General features: G+C 63.7%; 17 protein-coding genes. 11 read left to right on the top strand and 6 right to left on the bottom strand.

Features of this window, described 5'->3' with window-relative positions:
• Positions 1-51 precede the first annotated feature (51 nt).
• On the top strand, positions 52-945 hold the full coding sequence (locus ACQ5ID_RS08590; RefSeq protein WP_429912035.1) for a 23S rRNA (adenine(2030)-N(6))-methyltransferase RlmJ: 894 nt from the start codon (positions 52-54) through the stop codon (positions 943-945).
• Here ACQ5ID_RS08590 and ACQ5ID_RS08585 read toward each other — a convergent pair.
• The 3 genes from ACQ5ID_RS08585 to ACQ5ID_RS08575 all read right to left on the bottom strand — a co-directional run bounded on the left by ACQ5ID_RS08585 (position 942) and on the right by ACQ5ID_RS08575 (position 4555).
• Entirely contained in the window at positions 942-2393 is a 1452-nt protein-coding gene (locus tag ACQ5ID_RS08585; RefSeq protein ID WP_429912034.1) for an esterase/lipase family protein, read from the bottom strand. The genes ACQ5ID_RS08590 and ACQ5ID_RS08585 overlap by 4 nt on opposite strands.
• A gap of 68 nt (positions 2394-2461) precedes the next feature.
• The gene (locus ACQ5ID_RS08580; RefSeq protein WP_429912033.1) at positions 2462-3706 is read right to left on the bottom strand and encodes a multidrug effflux MFS transporter; all 1245 of its coding nucleotides are present in this window, start codon (positions 3704-3706) and stop codon (positions 2462-2464) included.
• Between the two features lie 84 nt (positions 3707-3790).
• Positions 3791-4555 carry an SDR family oxidoreductase gene (locus ACQ5ID_RS08575; protein WP_429912032.1) on the bottom strand — a complete coding sequence of 255 codons (765 nt, stop codon included), beginning with the start codon at positions 4553-4555 and terminating at the stop codon, positions 3791-3793.
• Positions 4556-4665: 110 nt separating this feature from the next.
• Between ACQ5ID_RS08575 and ACQ5ID_RS08570 the strand changes: the two genes are divergently transcribed.
• The 7 genes from ACQ5ID_RS08570 to ACQ5ID_RS08540 all read left to right on the top strand — a co-directional run bounded on the left by ACQ5ID_RS08570 (position 4666) and on the right by ACQ5ID_RS08540 (position 11621).
• On the top strand, positions 4666-5013 hold the full coding sequence (locus ACQ5ID_RS08570; RefSeq protein WP_429912031.1) for a 6-pyruvoyl trahydropterin synthase family protein: 348 nt from the start codon (positions 4666-4668) through the stop codon (positions 5011-5013).
• A gap of 38 nt (positions 5014-5051) precedes the next feature.
• Entirely contained in the window at positions 5052-5471 is a 420-nt protein-coding gene (gene folB / locus ACQ5ID_RS08565; RefSeq protein ID WP_429912030.1) for a dihydroneopterin aldolase, read from the top strand.
• A 71-nt stretch (positions 5472-5542) separates the two neighbouring features.
• Entirely contained in the window at positions 5543-7417 is a 1875-nt protein-coding gene (gene uvrC / locus ACQ5ID_RS08560; RefSeq protein WP_429912029.1) for an excinuclease ABC subunit UvrC, read from the top strand.
• Positions 7418-7427: 10 nt separating this feature from the next.
• Complete coding sequence (locus ACQ5ID_RS08555) at positions 7428-8015, top strand: CDP-alcohol phosphatidyltransferase family protein (RefSeq protein ID WP_429912028.1); 588 nt, start codon at positions 7428-7430, stop codon at positions 8013-8015.
• A gap of 106 nt (positions 8016-8121) precedes the next feature.
• Positions 8122-9483, top strand: coding sequence for a protoglobin domain-containing protein (locus ACQ5ID_RS08550; protein ID WP_429912027.1), 1362 nt, complete (start codon positions 8122-8124; stop codon positions 9481-9483).
• Between the two features lie 97 nt (positions 9484-9580).
• Positions 9581-10297: a response regulator gene (locus tag ACQ5ID_RS08545; protein WP_429912026.1), complete on the top strand. Its 717-nt coding sequence runs from the start codon at positions 9581-9583 to the stop codon at positions 10295-10297.
• Between the two features lie 10 nt (positions 10298-10307).
• Positions 10308-11621, top strand: coding sequence for an ATP-binding protein (locus ACQ5ID_RS08540; protein ID WP_429912025.1), 1314 nt, complete (start codon positions 10308-10310; stop codon positions 11619-11621).
• A gap of 9 nt (positions 11622-11630) precedes the next feature.
• On the opposite strand, the gene proC is transcribed toward ACQ5ID_RS08540, so the two are convergent.
• From proC to ACQ5ID_RS08525, 3 genes are all read right to left on the bottom strand, one after another.
• Positions 11631-12491 (bottom strand): pyrroline-5-carboxylate reductase, encoded by an 861-nt coding sequence (gene proC / locus ACQ5ID_RS08535; protein ID WP_429912024.1) that lies wholly within the window; start codon positions 12489-12491, stop codon positions 11631-11633.
• Positions 12492-12502: 11 nt separating this feature from the next.
• Positions 12503-13003, bottom strand: coding sequence for a YbjN domain-containing protein (locus tag ACQ5ID_RS08530; RefSeq protein ID WP_429912023.1), 501 nt, complete (start codon positions 13001-13003; stop codon positions 12503-12505).
• A gap of 102 nt (positions 13004-13105) precedes the next feature.
• A complete protein-coding gene (locus ACQ5ID_RS08525) occupies positions 13106-13411 on the bottom strand; it encodes an accessory factor UbiK family protein (RefSeq protein WP_429912022.1) in 306 nt (101 codons plus the stop codon).
• Positions 13412-13525: 114 nt separating this feature from the next.
• On the opposite strand from ACQ5ID_RS08525, the gene lgt reads away from it, so the two are divergent.
• The 3 genes from lgt to ACQ5ID_RS08510 all read left to right on the top strand — a co-directional run bounded on the left by lgt (position 13526) and on the right by ACQ5ID_RS08510 (position 16873).
• Positions 13526-14425, top strand: a complete 900-nt coding sequence (lgt, locus tag ACQ5ID_RS08520) for a prolipoprotein diacylglyceryl transferase (RefSeq protein ID WP_429912021.1) — start codon at positions 13526-13528, stop codon at positions 14423-14425.
• A 271-nt stretch (positions 14426-14696) separates the two neighbouring features.
• Positions 14697-15824 carry a class I SAM-dependent methyltransferase gene (locus ACQ5ID_RS08515; RefSeq protein ID WP_429912020.1) on the top strand — a complete coding sequence of 376 codons (1128 nt, stop codon included), beginning with the start codon at positions 14697-14699 and terminating at the stop codon, positions 15822-15824.
• A 116-nt stretch (positions 15825-15940) separates the two neighbouring features.
• Entirely contained in the window at positions 15941-16873 is a 933-nt protein-coding gene (locus ACQ5ID_RS08510; RefSeq protein ID WP_429912019.1) for a ribose-phosphate pyrophosphokinase, read from the top strand.
• The last annotated feature ends 87 nt before the right edge of the window (positions 16874-16960 follow it).

The raw sequence follows: 16960 nt of genomic DNA, 5'->3' as shown, positions 1-16960 counted from the left end.
CTGTGCGTTCACAATTGCGTGGCCTCGCCTGCCCGCCTAGAAGCTCATCCCATGAACTATCGTCACGCCTTTCATGCCGGAAACTTTGCCGATGTGCTCAAGCATGGCGTGCTGGCGCTGTGCCTTGAGCATTTGAAACGCAAGGACAAGCCGTTTGCCGTCATCGATACCCATGCCGGGATCGGGGCGTACGATCTGACCAGCGATGCCGCCCGGCGCAGCCCGGAATGGCAACAGGGTATTGGCCGTGTGATGGAGGCGGATTGTCCCGGCGATGTGGAGCGCGTGCTCACGCCCTTGCTGCGTATCATCAAGGCGATGAATACGGGCGCAGACCTCACCGCCTATCCCGGCTCCCCGGAAGTGTCCGCGCGGCTGATCCGTCCGCAGGACCGGGTGCATTTGTGCGAGTTGCACGAGGCGGATTCCAAGACGCTCGACAAGCGCTATGCGCTCAATGCGCGGGTGAAGGTGGAGCAGCGCGACGGCTACAAGGCGCTCAAGGCCCTGCTGCCGCCGCGCGAGAAGCGGGGCCTGGTCCTCATCGATCCGCCCTTCGAAGGCCGCGACGAGTTCGTGCGCCTTGCCGAGGCTGCGATGAAGGGGCTGGAGCGCTGGCCGACAGGCACCTTCATCTTCTGGCGGCCGATGAAGGATCTCTGGTCGCTCGACCGGTTCGATGAGGGGCTGGCCGAGTGGCTGGTCACGGAGCGCGATGTGGAGCCGTCATCCATTCTGCGCGCCGATATGTGGGTGCGTGATCTTCAAAGCGAGGGCAAGCTCGCTGGTGCGGGCCTTGTCATCATCAACCCGCCCCACACGCTGGAAGCCGATCTGCTGGTGTTGATGCCCTGGCTATGCGAGGTGCTCAGACAGGGTGAGGGCGCAGGCTGGCGCCTCGATGGCATTGTGACCGACGAGATGGCGGCGAGCTGGGCAGGCTAGCCACTCGCGCGCACCGTGAACACGCTCTCATCGGGCTGTCTTGGCACGATGACCTCGATGAAATGGGTGGCATAGCGTTTCAGGAATTGTTCTCCGTCGCCGGTCAGGCTGCGCAGCGGGATGAGGCCCGATCCCATCGCATCGCCGCGTTCAAAATAGCTGATGAGCCTGCCCGGTGCCGGGGCGGACAGGCCCGCAGCCAGCAGGGGCAGGCGGGCCGGCGTCATCGCTGATTTCAGCCCGCCCTGCTTCATCAGCTCGCGCCGGTCGATATGGAAGACGCGCCGCGAGGCATCGCGCCGGTTCACATGCACTTTCTTGAGCACGTGGCGCAGCGCGTATTCTTCGGGCTTTGAAACGGATGCACCCAGACCCGAGGCGAGTTCGTTCTCGGTGGGCATGGTCAGCCAGACGAAATAATCATTGACCGGCAGGCCGGTATCATCGCGTACCGAGAACACGATCTGGTAATGCTCGTTAAAGGCGTCCGGACCCAGCTCCTCTTCGGAGTCGAGACTGGCGCGGCTGGCTCCGGCACCGGGCTGGACCAGGGTGCGGGTGGCGGCGTTGAGCGCTTTCCAGTCATCGCGGACCTGGCGGTAGCCAATGGCGTCATCGGTGCGCAGGGCCTGCAGGATCATCCGTCCGAGGCGCCCTGCGCCGGTATCGCCGCGCTCTGAGGGTTCGGTGATGTTGAGATGGTGGCGGTCGGGCAGCACGGCAAAGGCGGTGCTGTCCGGCCCGCGCCGTGTCCATAAGCGCCGCGAGGGCAGGCCGTCATCGCCGCGCTGGCTGAAATCAACCGTCACGCCTTGCGGGTCGATATGGGCGCTGGCGGCGCGCACCGTGCCGTCCCACGCGCTTTCGCCCAGAATGCCCATCGGCCGGAAGACATCGAGGCCGGTGATGACATAGGGGCGTGTGCCTGCCTCGCTGAACACGCTCTTCCGGTCGCCATCGCGCGATAGCCGGTCAGAGAGGGAGAGGCGTTCCTGCAGCTCGGAGCCATGTTCCAGCGCGTGCAGGAATTCGGTGCCGGTCTGGAATCTGTTGCCAAACCCCTTTATCAGCCGCCCCAGCGCCGAGCGGCCCATCACCGCCAGCGGCGAGCCGAAATTGGCCGGCGCCAGCATGACGAGATTATCAACCGGCGCGCCGCCGCTGGCATGCTCGAAGGCGAGCCATTGGCGCACGACCAGCGCGCCGGTGGAATGGGTGACGACATGGAAGTGCGGACCCAGCCTGCCATCGGCCTGCATCTCCCTGACAAGCTGACCCAGCCGCCGAGCACTGTCGGCCAGATGCACCTCGTCGGCCATGGAGGGGTAGCCGCCCAGCCAGACATGCTCCACGGCAAAGCCCTGCCCGCCGAGGAATCCGGCGAGCTTTTGCATCGATGTGTCGCGGGCGCTCCAGCCGTGAACAGTGAGTACGTGACGGGTCGGCATGGCGGGTCTCCGCATCGGTGAACCCGCCCATATTATGCCTGAAAACACCCCCTGCGGACAGATTTCCGCTAGCCGGGGGCGTCCAGCTCGGTCTCACCTACGCCAAACAATTGACCACGCTCGGTAATTGCCACGATCACGAGGGCGGCGACGCCAAGCCCTGCCATGCCCGCCAGCAGGGTAAAGACCGAACCGTTGAAGGACTGGCCAATGAGCGAACCAAGGACAGCCCCGCCAATCGCTGTCACCGATCCGTAGAGCGCGGACGTTGTGCCCGCGCGCTTGCCTGCAGGCTCCATGACAAGAGCAGAGAAATTGGCCCCCATCATCCCGAACAGCATCATGCCCAGCGTCAGCAGCGGGTAGAACAGCCAGAAGGGCGGCTCGGATATCAGCGCATAGAGCGCATGCCCGCCATTGATGATGATGAAGGCGATGATGGCGCAGTGGGAAATCCGGCGCATGCCATAGCGCTGGACGATGCGCGCATTGATGATGTTGGCAACGGCCAGACCCGCCGCGATGCCGGCAAAGGCGAGCGCGAACCACACTTCCAGCCCGTAAAGCTCGCCCATCACCTGCTCGGACGTCGCGATGAAGGCAAACAGCCCGCCAAAGATGAAGGCCGCGGCCATCATGTAGCCGAGCGTGATGCGGTTGCTGGCTGCCAGCCAGTAATTCTTCGCCGCTGATCCGAGCCGTACCGGGATGCGGTTCTCGGGGCTGAGCGTTTCAGGCAGGCGTACCAGCATCCAGCCCCAGAGCAGCGCGCCGCCCGCCAGCAGGGCGGCAAAAATCCATTCCCAGCTGGCGATGAGCAGGATGGCCTGGCCCAGACCCGGCGCGAGAATGGGCGCGGCCATGAAGAAGGTCATGGCGATGGAGATGATCTGCGCCATCTTGCGCCCGGAAACGAGGTCACGCACGACGGCGGTAGCAATCACGCGCGTACCGGCAGCCGCTGCGCCCTGCAGCGCGCGTGCGGCCAGCATCCAGCCAAAGTCAGGCGCGGCCAGACACAGCAGCGTCGCCAGCGAGTACGCGCCCAGCGAGATCAGCAAAACCGTGCGCCGGCCGAGCGCATCGGCCAGCGGCCCGTAGAATATCTGCGCTAGGCCAAAGCCGAGCACATAGGAGGTGATGACCAGCTGGCGCTCATTGCCCATCGCATCAAAGGCCCGGCCAATATCGGGCAGGGCAGGCAGCATGATGTCGATGGACAGCGCATTGAGCGCCATCAGCGCGCTCGTCATCGCGATAAGCTCGGCCATGCCAAGCGTCGGGCGCTTCGGATCGGGGGAGGAGAGGGCCACGGTATTCGTCCACAAGATGAGGGACGCAAGACCAGCCACGCCCGAACCCTCTAGTTAGGCAGTGCGGAGGGTTCCGTCGAGCCGCTAGCTGCCAAGCGCGCCGAACACGTCACGCGTCAGGCGCGGGTCGAAATGCTGGCCGCCATCGACACACACGATCTGCCCCGACACCGAGGGCGTGGCGAGGAACCAGCGCAGCGTGCGCACCAGATCGTCCGGCGTCGGTCCGCATTGAAGCGGATTGTCATTGTGCAGGCGCTCGAATGTGGCCTCGTCGTGATAGGGGCTGGGCAGGGTCAGGCCCGGTGCCACCCCATTGACGCGGATACGCGGGGCAAGTGCGCGTGCCAGCATCTCCGTCACGGCTTTCAGCGCTGCCTTGGAGATGGTGTAGGAGTAGAAATCGGCGTTGATATTGAAGAGCTTGTAGTCGAGCAGGTTGAAGATCATCGCGCCTTCCGGGGCTTGTGCCGCGAACGCCTTCGAGAGCAGGACAGGCGCCAGCGTGTTGGCCTCCATATGCGCCCGGAAGCTCTGGGCGCTCACCGTCTCCACGCTATCTTCTTCAAAGATCGAGGCGGAGTTCACGAGCAGGCTGACCGGCCCCATGGCATTGGTGGTCTCCTCCATCAGCGCTTCGGCGTTTGCACCATCGGAAAAGTCGGCGGCGAACACGCCAGCCTTTACGCCCTTGGCCCGAAGGGTGCGTGCCAGTGTCTCTGCATCATCGGTTGAGCGATTACAGTGGATGGCGATTGCATAGCCGTCCTCGGCCAGCGCTTCGCAAAAAGCCCGCCCGATGCGCTTTGCGCCGCCGGTTACCAGCGCTGTTCCCTTGCCTTTTGCCATGTCATGCTCCTGCATCTGGCGCGAAACTATACCTTGCGGGCGCGGTTGAAAGCCCCGACCTGCGGGCAGGGCTTACCTTGCACCGCCCTTCGCAGTATAGAGCGCGCGCCATGATGCTTATTTCTGCCCAGGTGAATATCGAAGCTGCACACTTCACCCCGTTCGGGGCGGAGGATGATGCGCGCCGCCAGATCCACGGTCATTCCTATCTGGTGCGTGCCTGGGTGCAGGCCGAGCCGGGCGTGGAAGACCTTGACCGGCTGCGCGAGGATCTGTCCACAGCGGCTGCGCCGCTGGACCATGCCCTCCTCAACGAGGTGGAGGGACTGGCTGGTCCGTCCATGGAGGCGATTGCCGATTTTGTGGCGCAGCGCCTCACTCCGCTCTGGCCCGGACTGAGAAAAGTTTCGGTTGCCCGGCCCACTCTCGGCTATGAAGTGGTACGAGAGCTCGTCTGAGCCGCATTCACCTGCCGATACCGGGACGGAAACCTTACATGAAACCGACGCTTGCCCCTGCCGACGCGGCGGCACGGCCCCGCTCCGAACACGCCCTTGCCGGTGAGCGGCTGAGCGTGCGCGTGGAGGGCTTGCGCCTTGAGGCGGAAGTGGGCGTCTATGCCAGCGAGCATGGCCGCAAGCAGCCGATCACCGTCAGCCTGGAAGCGGAAGTTGCCAGCGAAGCGGTTCACCCGGAGGCCGATCTGGGCCATGCGGTCAATTATGCGGCGCTGGCAGAAACCGTGCGTCAGGTGGTGGGCCGCCAGCATCACGAATTGCTCGAAGATCTTGCGCAGGCGCTGGCCGACACGATGTTTTCCGATCCGCGTATCGTGCGTATCGCGCTTAAAGTCGACAAGCTGACCGCGCTCGATGATGCGGCTTCAGTGGGTGTCAGCTATGAGCGCTGGCGCTGACGAGGGCGCGATTCTCGCCTATCTGTTGGGTCATGGCCCGCGCAAACCGACCTGATACACCGCCCACCGACATGCACGACGCGCCCGGCCGCGCCAGCGAGGCGAACGCGCGTTCCGGGCCGGAGGTGATTGCCGATTACGTCAAGCGCCTGCCGATGAAGCCCGGCGTCTACCGCATGTATGGCGCCGATGGCGAGGTGCTCTATGTGGGCAAGGCGCGCCAGCTGAAATCGCGCGTGTCGAACTATGCCAAGTCCGGCGGGCATAATAACCGCATCGCGCTGATGATCGCGCTGACGGCCAGCATGGAGTTTGTCGTCACGGCGACCGAGACCGAGGCGCTGCTGCTGGAAGCCAATCTCATCAAGCGGCTAAAGCCCCGCTTCAACATCATATTGCGCGATGACAAATCCTTTCCCTACATCCTCATCCGCACCGAACACCCTTCTGCCCAGCTGACCAAGCATCGCGGCGCACGCAAGATGAAGGGTGATTATTTCGGGCCCTTCGCCTCGGCAGGCGCGGTCAATCACACGCTCAACACGCTGCAAAAAGCGTTCCTGTTGCGCACCTGCACTGACAGCGTGTTCGAGGCGCGCTCGCGCCCCTGCATGCTCTACCAGATCAAGCGCTGTGCCGGGCCGTGCGTCGATCTCATCAGTCCTGAGCGCTATGATGAGCTGGTGGGCGAGGCGCGCGAGTTCCTGCGCGGGCGTTCGGGCGCTTTGCGTGAACGCCTGCAGGCCGACATGGAGGAGGCATCGCAAGCACTGGATTTCGAGCGTGCGGCCAGGCTGAGGGACCGGCTGCGCGCGATTGCCGCCGTCACCACCAGTCAGGGCATCAATCCTGACGGGATAGAGGAAGCCGATGTCATTGCCGTCCATCAGGAGGGCGGGAAAAGCTGTGTGCAGGTCTTCTTCTTCCGGGCGGGCCAGAACTGGGGCAATCGCGCCTTCTATCCGCGCCATGATGCCGAGGCGGGGCCTGAAGACGTGCTCGGCGCCTTCATTGCGCAGTTCTATGAGGACAAGCCTGCGCCCGCGCTCATCTTGGTCTCCCACGAGCCTGACCAGCGCGAACTGCTGGGCGAGGCATTGTCCTTGAGGGCGGGCCACGCGGTCGAAATCCGTAAACCCCAGCGCGGCGGCAAGACCCAGCTCGTCGATCAGGCGATGACCAATGCGCGCGAGGCGCTGGGCCGCACGCTGGCGGAATCCAAAAGTCAGGCCCAGCTTCTCGATGGCGTAGCGCGCGTGTTTGGCCTTGAAGCCCGCCCGGAGCGGATCGAGGTCTATGACAACTCCCACATTCAGGGCTCCAATGCGCTGGGCGCGATGATTGTCGCTGGCCCGGAAGGGCTGGAGAAATCCCAGTACCGGCGCTTCAACATGAAGGGCGGGGATGCGGCCACGAACGATGATTTTGCCATGATGGCCGCCATGCTCCGCCGCCGCTTCTCACGGCTGGCAAAAGAGCGCGAAGAAGGCGCGCCCGTGCCGGGTCTCGTTCTGGTCGATGGCGGCAAGGGCCAGCTTTCAGCGGCGATGGCCGTGATGGAGGAGCTGGGCATGGCCGATATTCCGCTGGCCGCTGTCGCCAAGGGGCCGGACAGGAATGCAGGCCGCGAAGATTTCTACATGCCGGGCAAAGCGCCCTTCCGCCTGCCGGCCAATGACCCGGTGCTCTACTATCTGCAACGCCTGCGCGATGAGGCTCACCGGTTTGCGATCACCGGCCACCGGGCCGCGCGCAGCCGGGCGATCAAGGACAATCCGCTCAATGATATTGCCGGGATCGGGGCCTCACGCCGTGCGGCGCTTTTAAAGCATTTCGGATCGGCGCGGGCTGTCTCGCGGGCGAACCTTGCGGATCTTGAGGCTGTCGAAGGCGTTTCAAAGGCGCTGGCCCGCAAGATCTACGACCATTTCCACGAGCAGGGTTAGGAGCCAGACCATGCTGCGCCACATTCCCAATCTGGTCACGGTGCTGCGCGGCGTTGGCGGTATCGTGGGCGCGTGGCTGCTCTTGCAGAGCGCAGGCGCGGCGTTGGAGGAGACAGCCGTTTTCTACGCAGTGCTTTCCGGACTGATTTTCGTGACGGCAGCGCTCACCGACTGGCTTGATGGATGGCTGGCGCGGCGTTTCAGCGCAGCCAGCTCACTTGGCGCCCTGCTCGATCCGATAGCCGACAAGGTGCTGACCGGTGCCTATCTGGTGGCCTACACGCTCATCGCCGGAGGCAATCCGGCGCTGGCCGTTCCGGTCGGTATCATCCTGCTGCGCGATATCATCGTCACGGGCGTGCGCCTGGCTGGGCCGCCGCGCAGCGATGGGGCCTATGCCGTCACCAATGATGCCAAGGCCAAGACAGCCCTGACCATGATTGTGGTGGCCCTTCCCTTCGTTCTGATAGCGATGGGTTTCGTTGATGTGGCGGACTGGTTCTATATCTGGGTGGGCGGGGTGTGGCTGTGTGCGGCGCTGACGGTGTGGAGCGCGATACCCTATCTGCGGGCAGCGCTAAAAAACAACCTGAAGTAGGCATATTTTATGTCACATGGTTTAGTAGTTGTTAACTACGTTCATGGTTTCTTCACCATGGCGGTCGAGTGTGCGGCTCAGCCGCCTGAAAAGGCGGAGTGTTTCCATGAGCATGGCGATTGTCGACTTGACCGAACGTTTCGAATTTCTCAGCTTTTCGGATGCTGACCGTGAGCGGTTGCGCGCTGCGAGGCCGCTGGTTGAAGCAGAGCTGCCCGCGATCCTGGACCAGTTCTATCTGGATATCTCCAAGCACCCTGAAGTGGACGTGATGTTCAAGAGTGCGGAGATGCGCAGCCATGCCCGCCAGAAGCAGCTTGAGCACTGGCTGCGCATCTGTGCGGCTGATTACGGGCAGGACTATCTGGACTCAGTAAGGCGTATTGGCGAGACGCATGCGCGCCTCGGCCTGAAACCTGCCTGGTATTTTGGCGGGTACGCAAAAATTCTTGGCGGGCTGGTGCGAGCCATTACCCGCCGCTCGCTGTCGGGCAAAAGTCCGATTCGCAATCGTGGCAAGGAAGAGCAGCTTGAGGCTGTTCTGGATACGCTTGTCAAAGCGACCATGCTGGATATGGATTTGTGCATGTCCACCATCGAGTCATGTGCGGCGACGGCCAAGGCGGCTGAACGCGACGCGCTCGCGGACGAGTTTGAAAAGACGGTTTCGGCTATTGTGTCTTCCGTAGCGGCAGCATCCGAAGAGCTGTCAACGACAGCCAAGGCGATGGCGCAAACGGCTGAAGGCACGTCAGAGCGTTCCTCCAGCGTGGCCGCTGCGTCCGAAGAAGCCAGCACCGCGGCCAAGACCGTGGCGCAGGCCGCAGGCGAGCTTACCCGCGCCATTGGCGAGATATCCCAGCGGGCCGGCGAGGCGGCCGGCGCGTCCTCCCAGGCGCGTGACGAGGCCCGGCGCACAGCCGAAACCATGGCGGAGCTTTCTGCCGCCGCCGAACGCATTGGCACGATTGTCAGCCTGATCGAGACGGTTGCCGAACAGACCAATCTGCTGGCCCTCAACGCCACCATTGAGGCGGCGCGCGCAGGTGAAGCCGGCAAGGGGTTTGCCGTTGTTGCCTCCGAAGTGAAGTCTCTGGCTGCGCAGACCGCCAAGGCCACCGAGGAAATCTCCGGCCAGATCACCAGCGTGCAGGAGGTGGTCAATGCAGCGGTGAAGGCTATCGAGGCGGTGTCCGGCTCCATCGAGCAGGTGACCGGCGTGTCGGCGTCCATCTCGGCTGCGGTTGAGGAGCAAAGCGCGGCAACAGCCGAGATCGAGCGCAATACCAACCAGTCAGCCGAAAGCTCCGGCATGGTCTCCCAGACCATCACCGAAGTGCTGTCCGGCGCGCGTGAGACCAGCCAGTCAGCAGACGCGGTGGTCAATGCATCAGGTGAGCTGGGCCGTCAGGCCGAGCAATTGCGCGGTGATGTCAGCCGCTTCCTGGAGCGCATCCGCGCCGCGTGAAGCCGGACTGAAATGCTGCGTAACATCCTGCCACTTTGTGGCATGGCCAAACCGGTCCATCCTTGCCTTCAGACTTTGCTGGCAAAGCGGAGCGAGGATGACCGGCCTGCCACCTGAAACCCATATACTCGTCGTCGATGATGATGACCGTATCCGCACGCTTCTGAGCCGCTTTTTGCGCGAGCGCGGATTTCGCGTTTCGGCGGCGCCCAACGCCGACAAGGCGCTGTCCATGCTGCGTTCGCTCAGCTTCGACATCCTCATTCTGGACGTGATGATGCCCGGCATGGACGGGTTTGAGCTGACCCGCGCCGTGCGTCAGGCGCATGATTGCCCGATTCTGCTGCTCACTGCGCGCGGCGAGCCTGAAGACCGCATCAAGGGGCTGTCACTGGGGGCGGATGACTATCTGGCCAAGCCGTTTGAACCTGAAGAGCTGATCTTGCGCGTACAGGCGATATTGCGGCGCATGATCCCCAAGAAGCAGGGGGCAAAGCGTGTGCGGTTCGGCGGCTGGATTTTCGAGCTGGAAACCGGCCAGCTGATGCAGGGTGAGACCCGTGTGCGCCTGACGGGCGGGGAGGCGGCCTTGCTGAGCGCGCTGGCCCAGTCGCCCGGAGAGCCTGTTGATCGCTATCTTCTGTCTGAGCGTGCTGCCGGCGGCGCTGGCGAGCGCGCCATTGACGTGCAGATGACGCGGCTGCGCCGCAAGATCGAGGACGATCCGAAAAATCCTGTTTTCCTCCAGACGGTGCGCGGTGAAGGCTATAAGCTGGTGGCCGAGCCGGTCTTTGAGGCACCGGCAGGAAAGTGAGCGCGGGTTCATGCGGTTCGGGTTAAAGCGCTATCTGCCGACGAGCCTGTTTGGCCGTTCACTGCTTATCATCGTGCTGCCGGTTGCGATCATGCAGGTGGCGGTAACCTGGTCCTTTTTCGAGGAACACTGGCAGACTGTGACGGCGCGCCTGTCGGAAAGCGTTGCAGGCGACGTGGCGATGATCACCGCGCTGGTTGAACGCGCAGGGCCGGAAGGAATTGATCCGGTTGCCAATCTCGCGTTTGAAACCGTCGGCCTGTCAGTTGATCTGCGCGAGGGTGATGTTCTGCCCGTAAGCCGGCGGACAGCCTTCTTCCGGGCGCTCGACAGATCCCTGCGCCGGGCACTCACCGCCCGGCTGGATAACGAGTTCTGGTTCGATACCACGCGCTATCCTGAATATGTCGACATACGCGTGCAGGTGGATGCAGGCGTGTTGCGCTTCATCGCGTCGCGCGAGCGTGCCTTTGCCACTACGGGCCATATCTTCATCTTGTGGATTGTCGGTGCGTCCACGCTTCTCAGCGCAGTCTCGATCATCTTCATCCGCAATCAGGCCAAACCCATCCAGCGCCTTGCCGCTGCCGCCGAAGCCTTCGGGCGCGGGCAGGATACGGCGGGCTTCCGCCCCGCTGGTGCGCGCGAGGTGCGTCAGGCTGCGACCGCCTTCATCGACATGCGTGAGCGGCTTGTGCGGTATGTGGAGCAGAGGACGGCGCTTCTGGCAGGTGTCAGCCATGATCTGCGCACGCCGCTGACGCGCCTGCGTCTGCAGCTCGCCATGATGCCGGCCGGCCCGGATCGTGAGGCGGCGATCCAGGACATTGCCGAGATGGAAATGGCGTTGGACGAGTATCTGGCCTTTGCGCGCGGCCAGAGCGGCGAGGAAAGCGAACATACCGATCTGGCAGAGCTGTGCCGGACACTGGCGGCCAAGGCCGGGCGCGCAGGTCATGAGATTGCGCTGGACATCCCGCAGGTTCTGACGCGCGAAGTGCGGCCCGGCACGCTGACAAGGGCGGTCTCGAACCTTGTCAATAACGCGGTGGCGCACGGGCAGACGGTGGCCCTTTCGCTGGTTGATACCGGCGGCCGGATCGAGTTCCGGGTCGAGGATGACGGGCCGGGCGTTCCGCCAGAGCTGTACGAAGAGGCTTTCCGGCCCTTCAGCCGCCTTGATCCGTCGCGCAACAGCAACAAGACCGGGGTCGGGCTTGGGCTCGCCATCGCCCGTGATGCGGCCCGCGCGCATGGCGGCGACGTGTTTATGGAAAAGAGCGAGCTGGGCGGGCTGAAGGCCGTTTTATGGATACCGGCCTAGAGCCGGATACTAGAACGTGCTGCCGAGCTTGCGTGACTGGCGTTCGGCGGCTGACACCGCATTACGCACCAGCATGGGCAGGCCGCCACCGGCCATCATCACATCCAACGCGGCCTGTGTGGTGCCGCCGGGTGAGGTGACAGCGCGGCGCAAGGCTGCGGCGTCTGCCGTCTTGCGCTTGTGGCCGTCTTCCAGCAGAGCGCCAGCCCCGGCCACGGTGGCCACGGCGAGCTTCTCTGCGAGGTCTGCGGGCAGGCCCTCGGCCTCGCCAGCGCGGGCCAGTGCCTCACACATCAGGAACACATAGGCCGGGCCGGAGCCGGAGACGGCCGTCACGGCGTCCATCATGCGCTCGTCTTCAACCCATTCCACGCTGCCGAGCACTTTCAGCAAGGCATCTGTAGCCGCACGGAAATGGGCCGGATCGGCTTCGACATTGGAGATCGCGACGGAAATGCCCTTGCCGATGGAACCGGGCGTGTTGGGCATGGCGCGCACAATGGGATGGCCGGGAAACAGGCGGCCAAGGCCGATCAACCCCGCTCCGGCGAGGATGGAGATAATCAGCGCATCGCGGGGCAGTTTTCCGGCCAGATCCTCACCCAGCGCAGGCAGGGCTTGCGGCTTTACCGCCAGCACCACGCGGTCGAGACCTGAGGCGGCGGCCTTGGTCAGCGTGGGTACCACCTTGATCGCGTACTTGCTGGCAAGCTCTTCAAGCTCATCTGACGGGTTGGGCTCGACGATGATAAGCGTGCCGGAATCCAGTCCGCCCCGGCGCGCCCGCAGCCAGCCAGCGGCTAAAGCCAGTCCCATCCGGCCAGCGCCGATAAGCGCGACCTTGCCTGTAGGTTCATCAATAACGGGCATGTCTCTGCTCTTCACGCCTCTCCGGCCGTGTCAAACATCGCGGCGGCCACGGCCTCCTCAACGCTCTTGCCCCCCCAGACAAGGTAGTGGAAAGCCGGATAGAGCCGCTCACCCGCCTCACGTGCTGCCACGATGAGGGCAGCGGCCTGCGCCGGGCTCACCGTTTCGCCGCCCGCCAGCGACAGGGCATGGCGGAACACGACCGAGCCATCCTCGGCCCAGACATCGAAATGGCCAAGCCAGAGGCGTTCATTGAGACGGGTGACAAGCTCGCAAACCTCGCGGAAGCGCGCCTGCGGCGTTTTCAGCTCGAGGCTGGCGCACACATGCAGCACGTCCAGTTCAGGGCGCCAGGTAAACCAGACCTGATGGTCGCGCCATTCGCCGGGTACGGCCATGTGCAGCTCGGTATCATCGCGCTCATAGGCGTATTGCTCGGCGATCACCGCCTGCTCCACGCTTTCCAGCGGATCAATCGTCTGAATGTAGGTTTCGGTATGCAGATCCATCATTGCGCCTCCCTCAGAGCACATGCCGGTATCGTCCCGTTGAACGACGGTAAGCCGCTCCGGGGACACTGCGCAACGGTGTGCAAGGGTTTGAAATTAAGCCGTTCAGCTGGAAGCCTTTTTCGAAGCGGGTTTGCGCTTCGACGCCGCCGCCGCGCGCGAGGGAGCAGGCTTTTTGCCCTCCAGCGCGGTCAGACGGGCTTTGAGTGATTCGATTTCCTCGCCCTGCCGGGCGATGATTGCCTGCAAGGCGCGCACTTCGTCGCCGGACGCCAGATCCATGTCCGCAGCCACGCGTTCGGCCTGCGCCCGGAAAACCGAGCGCGCCTCATCGCCCGCGGCACGGGCCGCGCCAAAGGCATCGGTCATCAGGTCGGCCAGATCAGTGAAAACGGGGTTGCGCGTCTGCATGACAAGACGGTCCTTGCTGGTATAGAGGTCAGGATATAGGCCCTTCGGCCCGTCCAACGCAATGTCCGCCCCGCAGATTTCACCGTTAACGCCGCTCTGGAGACGATACGCCACATGGCCCTGTGCCCCGCGAGTTTCGACCTGATTGATCCTGTCATCTTCGAGATCGGCCCGTTTGCGCTGCGCTGGTATGCGCTGGCCTATATCGCGGGGTTTTTCCTCGGCCTGTTTTACGTTCTCAAGCTGATTGCCCGGCCGCGCCTGTGGACTACACATGCCAGCCCCAAGGCCGCGCCGATGGACCGCGCCTATGTCGAGGAGCTGATGCTGTGGGTGATGGTCGGCGTCATTGTGGGCGGCCGTATCGGCTATGTCCTCTTCTACCAGACGAGCGCCCTGTGGGAGCGTCCGCTTTGGGTCATCACCGGCATCACCGAAGGGGGGATGAGCTTCCACGGTGGTCTGATCGGCGTCATGCTGGCCATGATCGTCACCGCACGGTTGTGGAAAATCCCACTCCTTAACGTATCGGATGCCGTCGCGGCGGCGACGCCCATCGGCCTCCTGCTGGGGCGTCTGGCCAATTTCATCAATGGCGAGCTGTGGGGCCGGCCCGCGCCTGACCTGCCCTGGGCGATGCGCTTTGCCGATGATCCGCTGTGCGCGCTGCGCCATCCCAGCCAGCTCTATGAGGCGTTCCTGGAAGGCGCGGTGCTGCTGGCGCTCATCGCCTTCCTGATCTGGCGTTTCCGGGCGCTCTCCCGGCCCGGTCTTGTCACCGGCGTGTTCCTTGCCGGTTATGGCGTATTCCGCGCGTTCGTGGAGATATTCCGCGAGCCGGACCGGCATATGCCCGATGCGCTGCAGGGCTATGTCACCATGGGCATGCTCTTGTGCGTGCCGATGATTGCCGCCGGTGTCTATCTCATCTGGCGTGCGCTCAAGGCACCGCCTGTTTCCACGCCAGGCGAGGCGCGCCCTGAGCGCAAGAAATCCCGGTCCAGAGCGGGTTAGGGCCTGTCCTCATAAAGGGTTTGGAGCGTGATATGCGCGAAAATGGTTCACTATCAGGAGCAGGCCCGATGGAAGGGCATTCCCCTTTCGGGGGACTGCGACGCAAGAGTGAACGATTTTCGCCATACCTCTTCGAGGCGCGGCGGATTTCGCCCCTGACCGCGTCGAGCCGTCCTTGTGGAGGGATGCTCCACGGCAGCCGTCTCTCCTTGTCAGCAACTAAATCCGCCACGCGTCACGCCCGAAACCTTTATGAGGACAGGCCCTAACGGTGACTGAAGCGGATGATTTCAACCCGGCGGCGCGCATCGCATCGAACTTGCGCGCGCGCATCGCCTCGCAAGGCCCGCTGCCGGTCTCTGTCTTTATGATGGAGGCGCTCTTTGACCCGATGGCTGGCTATTACGCGACGCGCGATCCTATCGGGGCGGGGGCGGACTTTGTGACCGCGCCGGAGATCAGCCAGATGTTTGGCGAGCTTCTGGGCCTGTGGGCGGCGCAGTGCTGGCAGGATATGGGGTCGCCTGAAAGCCTTGTTCTGGCCGAGCTGGGACCGGGCAAGGGCACGATGATGGCCGACACGCTGCGCGCTGCGCGGGCCGTGCCGGGCTTTGCCGATGCCCTGAAAGTCAGCCTGGTCGAGGCCAGCGCCGCGCTAAAAATGGTGCAGGGCCAGACGCTGGCGAGGGCGGGCGTGCCGGTGGGGTGGGCCAAAAGCCTCGAAACCGTTCCGGCAGGCCCGGGAATCATTTTCGGCAATGAGTTTCTCGATTGCCTGCCTGTGCGTCAGGCCGTGCGGGTGGAGGGTCAGTGGCGTGAACGCTGCGTGGGGCTGCACCCGGATGATGAGGATCGCCTTGCCTTCGTGACCGGGCCGGTCATCGCTGAGGACGACCCCTTCATACCAGAGGCGTTGCGCGCAAACCCTGACGGCGCGCTGGTGGAGCTGCGCCCCGGCGATGCGCAAGTGGTGGACGCGCTGGCTGCGCGCTTTGCAGACCATCCCGGCCATGCCCTGTTCATCGATTACGGACCTTCGGTGTCCGAGCCGGGCGATACGCTGCAGGCGATACGCGCTCATCAGAAAGTGGACCCGCTGGACGCGCCGGGTACAGCGGACCTGACCGCGCGGGTGGACTTCGACACGCTGGCGCAGCGCGCCCGTGCCGCGGGGCTGGATGTGTATGGTCCGGTGGAACAGGGCGCGTTCCTGAAAAGTCTGGGCATGGAACAGCGCGCCGCCGCGCTGGCCGCATCCCGGCCAGACCAGCGCGGCACAATCGCGCGTCAGCTTCACCGGCTGACGGCGGACGAGGAGATGGGCGTTCTGTTCAAGGTGATAGCTCTTAGCGCGCCGGGCATGCCCGCCCCGCCCGGTCTGGAGCCATGGCCCGGATAATCCGTGTACGGGGCATGGCGCGCGGTGTACAAACACGCTGGCAGCCGCTTTCGATACCGCCTGGGGTCTGCTATGAGCGCGCCCATCACGGCCAGCGTCCGAGGGGATTCTTCGCAATGAAACTGATGAGCGGCAACGCAAACCGGCCCCTGGCCCGTGCCATAGCCAATTATCTTGATGCGCCGCTCTCCAATGTCGAGATCGAGACCTTCGCCGATGGCGAGCTGTTTGTGCGCGTTGAGGAAAACATGCGCGGCGAGGACGTGTTCCTCATCCAGTCGACCTCCAAGCCCGCCAATGACCATCTGATGGAGCTGCTGATCTGCATGGATGCGCTCTCGCGGGCCAGTGCGCGGCGGATCACGGCTGTCATCCCCTATTTTGGCTATGCACGGCAGGACCGCAAAACCGGCGGGCGCACGCCGATCACCGCCAAGCTGGTGGCCAATCTGATCGCCAAGGCCGGAGCCGACCGCGTGCTGACGCTGGACCTGCATGCCGGGCAGATACAGGGCTTTTTCGATATCCCGACCGATAATCTCTTCACCACGCCGGTCTTCGAGCAGGATATCCGCAAGCATTACGACACATCAGACCTGATGATCGTCTCGCCGGACGTTGGCGGTGTGGTGCGTGCGCGCGCGCTGGCCCAGCGCCTCGGCGCTGACATCGCCATTGTCGACAAGCGCCGCCCGAAGGCTGGCGAGAGCGAGGTGATGAATATTATCGGTGATGTGGCGGGGCGCCGCTGCATTATCTTTGACGACATCATCGATAGTGGCGGCACGCTGTGTAATGCCGCTGCCGCCCTGAAGAATGAGGGCGCTGCCGAGGTTTCCGCCTATATCACGCACGGCGTTCTGTCGGGCAAGGCCACCAGCCGGATCAAGGATTCGGTGCTGAAGGAACTGGTGGTGACCGATTCCATCGATGTTACCGACAAGGCAGCCGCTTGCTCCAAGCTGCGCGCCGTCTCCATCGCGCCGCTTCTGGCCGAGGCGATCCGGCGCATCGCCAACGAGGAAAGCGTCTCCAAGCTGTTTGACTAGGTGTTGCCCGCAAGAGGGCAGGGCCAACAAGACTCACTGCACCCTGTTGCGCGGCGTGCAAAAACCGGCTAATAGCCCGCGCTCGCT

Source organism: Glycocaulis sp. (assembly GCF_050485565.1).
Classification (GTDB): domain Bacteria; phylum Pseudomonadota; class Alphaproteobacteria; order Caulobacterales; family Maricaulaceae; genus Glycocaulis.
The sequence above is the reverse complement of the archived record's forward strand: the minus strand, read 5'-3'. Positions and strand labels throughout refer to the sequence as shown.

Excerpts from the sequence above, each read along its gene's own strand:
- ACQ5ID_RS08570 (WP_429912031.1), top strand. The coding sequence starts at position 4,666 with ATGATGCTTATTTCTGCCCAGGTGAATATCGAAGCTGCACACTTCACC.
- ACQ5ID_RS08545 (WP_429912026.1), top strand. The coding sequence starts at position 9,581 with ATGACCGGCCTGCCACCTGAAACCCATATACTCGTCGTCGATGATGAT.
- ACQ5ID_RS08530 (WP_429912023.1), bottom strand. The coding sequence starts at position 13,003 with ATGATGGATCTGCATACCGAAACCTACATTCAGACGATTGATCCGCTG.
- uvrC (WP_429912029.1), top strand. The coding sequence starts at position 5,543 with ATGCACGACGCGCCCGGCCGCGCCAGCGAGGCGAACGCGCGTTCCGGG.
- ACQ5ID_RS08540 (WP_429912025.1), top strand. The coding sequence starts at position 10,308 with ATGCGGTTCGGGTTAAAGCGCTATCTGCCGACGAGCCTGTTTGGCCGT.
- ACQ5ID_RS08510 (WP_429912019.1), top strand. The coding sequence starts at position 15,941 with ATGAAACTGATGAGCGGCAACGCAAACCGGCCCCTGGCCCGTGCCATA.
- ACQ5ID_RS08590 (WP_429912035.1), top strand. The coding sequence starts at position 52 with ATGAACTATCGTCACGCCTTTCATGCCGGAAACTTTGCCGATGTGCTC.
- ACQ5ID_RS08585 (WP_429912034.1), bottom strand. The coding sequence starts at position 2,393 with ATGCCGACCCGTCACGTACTCACTGTTCACGGCTGGAGCGCCCGCGAC.
- ACQ5ID_RS08550 (WP_429912027.1), top strand. The coding sequence starts at position 8,122 with ATGAGCATGGCGATTGTCGACTTGACCGAACGTTTCGAATTTCTCAGC.
- proC (WP_429912024.1), bottom strand. The coding sequence starts at position 12,491 with ATGCCCGTTATTGATGAACCTACAGGCAAGGTCGCGCTTATCGGCGCT.
- folB (WP_429912030.1), top strand. The coding sequence starts at position 5,052 with ATGAAACCGACGCTTGCCCCTGCCGACGCGGCGGCACGGCCCCGCTCC.
- ACQ5ID_RS08555 (WP_429912028.1), top strand. The coding sequence starts at position 7,428 with ATGCTGCGCCACATTCCCAATCTGGTCACGGTGCTGCGCGGCGTTGGC.
- ACQ5ID_RS08575 (WP_429912032.1), bottom strand. The coding sequence starts at position 4,555 with ATGGCAAAAGGCAAGGGAACAGCGCTGGTAACCGGCGGCGCAAAGCGC.
- lgt (WP_429912021.1), top strand. The coding sequence starts at position 13,526 with ATGGCCCTGTGCCCCGCGAGTTTCGACCTGATTGATCCTGTCATCTTC.
- ACQ5ID_RS08525 (WP_429912022.1), bottom strand. The coding sequence starts at position 13,411 with ATGCAGACGCGCAACCCCGTTTTCACTGATCTGGCCGACCTGATGACC.